This is a genomic window from Acinetobacter sp. YH12152 (assembly GCF_013418285.1).
GTDB lineage: Bacteria > Pseudomonadota > Gammaproteobacteria > Pseudomonadales > Moraxellaceae > Acinetobacter > Acinetobacter amyesii.
This window is the reverse complement of sequence record NZ_VPCH01000105.1, coordinates 1-2666: the sequence shown is the minus strand read 5'-3', so window position 1 is coordinate 2666 and position 2666 is coordinate 1. Positions and strand designations below refer to the sequence as shown.

Here is a 2666-nt window from a genome sequence, read left to right as displayed (position 1 = left end):
GCTCGCTAGCGCGAAATGAATTACTTCGAACAGTTAAACGTTTAGGCAGGACATTATGGAAAAAATGGTCCGGCTATCATCGCCGCAGTTTGGTGGAAACCAAGATGCATTGCATCAAATTATTAGGAGATAAACTCAGTGCAAGGAGTTTTGATAGCCAAGTGAATGAGATCCATGCACGTGTAGCAGTTCTTAACAGATTTACGGAATTAGGTCGACCACTTACCCAAGTTACGCCTTAAATTTGGCTCAATTAGGGGCGCTTTGCATTTCAAATCTTTGTGCAACAAAGCCTTTCAAAACTAAAAATTAATTTAATTTTTTATAGAGTTCCATCTTTCAACTATAATAAATCATGATAAGTTTGTTTTTTTTGAACAATTGTCTTTAAGATAAAATCTGTCTTTCTTAATGACTCAGCATTGTTCAGATCAAGCATAATCGCCACTTCATTATACCATTCATCTTCAGGTGCATTATTTTCCCAACGATCCCCCCATCTGTCATCTCTACTAATTTGAATTGATGAATTCACATCGACTAAACCATCTTTATTTTCTTTTAAAATTCCTAAGTGAATTACTATTTCGATGGCATCATTAATAATTGTCAAAGGATAATATACCTCTCCATCTGGATTTCTTCTGAAATCAGAGTATTCATTTGCAGCAGACCAAGCTGTAATCTGCTCTTTTGGTATGTATGCTTCTAAAATATTCTTTAAACAAAGATACATACTACAATAATCGTCATATTCTCTATCCCACTGTAAAAATGGAAATTTTGGGTGATCCTTAAAAAAATTAACTATCTTTTCTATATTCGTCATTATTTAACCTTTTAATATTTCGCCCTTCAAAATATCTATATCCATTCTTCTAGCATCAAAATCTGGTGGAATAACACCAGTAAAATGACGACCTGCAAAACTAAAAGAATGTTTACCTACAGAAACTCCATATGGTGTCTTCGCTTCCATCCAAGCGATCATTGCTTTATAGGCTTGAGTTGCACCTTTGTGATAATCAACTGGACTTTTTATTTTAGTATCTGGTTTGCTATGACCTTCTAATTTTAGCATGGCAATACGCATGGAAAGTGCATATTGCTTACATAGTACTAGAGGCGGTGGAAAAGGGTGATTTGTCCAAACGCTACCTGCTTCAGTTGCAGTCACAATCATTCTATTTGCATTCTGCGCCTGTATACGACCACTATGCTGTTCGTTCTTACACTCCTTATTAGAACTATTACAAGATCTCTCAAGTTCCTTAGATTTCGCTTTACTTGCTGCCAATGCTTGATCTTTTTGCTCTTGAGTTATACCCGAACGACTATTATCGATATCCTCTTCAGCCAGATCAATTCTTTGATTGAGCATGCCTGTAATTGTTCCATCTCCTAATGGGGATGGAGTGAATATTCCAGTTAATATTACGCCTATAGGATTTGCTCTTGCTCCTACTTTAGCTGCAGTTCCTGCTCTTTCAGCAGCTTTTTCAGCAGTTGTCCCCCAACCACCAAAAATATCTGCTGCATCAGCCGCTATTGCCACGATTTTTTCTCCAATGCTTCATAGAATTTTTGACTATCTGAAGAATTTAAAGAGCTTTGTAAAACTCCAGCTAAGATATCAATTGCAAGAAATGGTGGAAATAATCTATTTATTAATAAACTGCGATTCCATGGATCATCATCTAAATTATTTTTATTCAAAATAAAACATAATTCTCCGTAAGCCGCTCTCCATTTGTCATAGTCAGCATGATTTTCCATTCCTACCAGATATTTTCGAATTTTTGTTTGGGCAGTAATCAGGAATTTTAGTCCACTATCTTCATTATTATTAAAATACTTTATCGCCAGTTCGCTATAAGTGTTTTTTAGCCGATTCCAGTTCCACAAGGCTAGACTTTCTTCACGATCTGCAGAAAATTCCTCAAGCTGTTCTTTAGTAAATTCGATAACCATTCTAAATCCTCTCCAATAACTTGAAATCACCAGATACTTCTTGATACCACCAACCATCAATAGGTTCTAACAGAATATCTAAATTTTTTTTATCTAATAGTCGATTTAATGATTTGATAACTGAAGGATCATAAAATCTGAACAATGCTAATTCGCCGGATGGTAATTCTGCTTGTAAGAATGGCTGAAAATGTTTGATCAATTCTTGGTTCGATAGATTTGTTTTCAATATCGAAAACATTCCTAAATTTTCTTCTATAACAAGTTCATTAATAAATTTTTGATTATTTAGTTTATTTAAATTCAACAATAAAGGGGAAAATTCTAATGGTGTAGAATCATCAACAGTTCCATCGAATAAATTACCTATATATTTGATATTTCTATCATAGTTTAAAGTAAGCCAATGGCGCATATAAGTATAATTTTTAGCTGCATCAATCAACAGGAAGAAATTATATTTAGATTCTTCACCACTAATTTTCTTTGATAACTGTAATATGTCCATCCTATATTTCCCTATACACAAACGGTAAACCTTTTCGAGCGGCATCAATTAAACAGGGAATACTGATATACGCTGAATTATCAGGAGACTTTCCCTTGGGAGATTCTAGGCAGCCAACTTATAAAAGTCTTCGGCCATTTGATTTGGTGTCTTAAAACCCAAACCCTTTTGAATTCTTCGATGATTA

General features: G+C 34.5%; 5 protein-coding genes. 1 reads left to right on the top strand and 4 read right to left on the bottom strand.

What is annotated here, in order from left to right; genetic code table 11:
• Positions 1-242, top strand: a 242-nt coding sequence (locus tag FTU83_RS17065; protein ID WP_373686450.1) for a transposase, incomplete at its 5' end; no start/stop codon positions are given.
• A 101-nt stretch (positions 243-343) separates the two neighbouring features.
• Here FTU83_RS17065 and FTU83_RS17060 read toward each other — a convergent pair.
• The 4 genes from FTU83_RS17060 to FTU83_RS17045 are packed head-to-tail and all read right to left on the bottom strand — an operon-like array spanning position 344 to position 2479.
• A complete protein-coding gene (locus FTU83_RS17060) occupies positions 344-829 on the bottom strand; it encodes a hypothetical protein (protein WP_180107423.1) in 486 nt (161 codons plus the stop codon).
• Between the two features lie 3 nt (positions 830-832).
• Positions 833-1555: a hypothetical protein gene (locus FTU83_RS17055; RefSeq protein WP_180056089.1), complete on the bottom strand. Its 723-nt coding sequence runs from the start codon at positions 1553-1555 to the stop codon at positions 833-835.
• Positions 1546-1971 carry a hypothetical protein gene (locus FTU83_RS17050; protein WP_111885352.1) on the bottom strand — a complete coding sequence of 142 codons (426 nt, stop codon included), beginning with the start codon at positions 1969-1971 and terminating at the stop codon, positions 1546-1548. Before FTU83_RS17050 ends, FTU83_RS17055 begins: the two co-directional genes overlap by 10 nt.
• 1 nt (position 1972) lies before the next feature.
• Complete coding sequence (locus FTU83_RS17045) at positions 1973-2479, bottom strand: DUF4123 domain-containing protein (protein WP_111885353.1); 507 nt, start codon at positions 2477-2479, stop codon at positions 1973-1975.
• Positions 2480-2666: the final 187 nt, after the last annotated feature.

Excerpts from the sequence above, each read along its gene's own strand:
- FTU83_RS17060 (WP_180107423.1), bottom strand. The coding sequence starts at position 829 with ATGACGAATATAGAAAAGATAGTTAATTTTTTTAAGGATCACCCAAAA.
- FTU83_RS17050 (WP_111885352.1), bottom strand. The coding sequence starts at position 1,971 with ATGGTTATCGAATTTACTAAAGAACAGCTTGAGGAATTTTCTGCAGAT.
- FTU83_RS17045 (WP_111885353.1), bottom strand. The coding sequence starts at position 2,479 with ATGGACATATTACAGTTATCAAAGAAAATTAGTGGTGAAGAATCTAAA.